Here is a 578-nt window from a genome sequence, read left to right as displayed (position 1 = left end):
GAAGCGTCGTCCATCAGCGACACGAGATACGTCTTCGTTCGACGCCCACCGAACGACAGTGTGGGGCCGTGCATCACGTCGCCGTACCAGATCGAGCCGGCGTGCTCGGCCTCGAAGCTGCGCTTCTCCTCCGGTACGACTTCGGGAGAAGCAATGCGCGAGAGCCCGTGAGCCTTGAGCAGGCGGTGCACGGCGCAGCGCGAGAGCGTGTCGTGCGGCACGAGCCCGGCGGCTTCAAGCAGCAATCGGATCTGACGGATTGAACGGCGCGGGTTCTCCCGCTTGGCGGCCAGCACGGCGCTCTGTATCGCGGCGGGCAACTTCGACTGGCCGGCGGTGGTGCGGGGTCGGTCAGAAAGGCCGGCGAGTCCATGACGCCGCCAAGCGTAGTACCACGCCTGCAGCGTCTTCTCGCTGATATAGCGCCGTCGTGAACCGGGTATTGCGTACTCCTGATGGGCTAGCTGGCGTACGATCAACTGCAGTTCGCCGCGACCGAGACGCTCGCGGCTGACGAGCGGCCCCAGTACCGACAGGCGAAACAGGGCTTTGGGATCGATGTCGTTCACGAAATCTCC

General features: G+C 65.1%; 1 protein-coding gene. It reads right to left on the bottom strand.

Features of this window, described 5'->3' with window-relative positions:
* Nucleotides 1-569: helix-turn-helix domain-containing protein (locus AWB75_RS36550; RefSeq protein WP_143746713.1), on the bottom strand; the 569-nt coding region annotated here is incomplete at its 3' end.
* Nucleotides 570-578: the final 9 nt, after the last annotated feature.

The organism is Caballeronia catudaia (genome assembly GCF_001544755.2).
Classification (GTDB): Bacteria; Pseudomonadota; Gammaproteobacteria; order Burkholderiales; family Burkholderiaceae; genus Caballeronia; species Caballeronia catudaia.
Note: the sequence above shows the minus strand (reverse complement) of the source record. Positions and strands in the feature narration are given on the sequence as shown.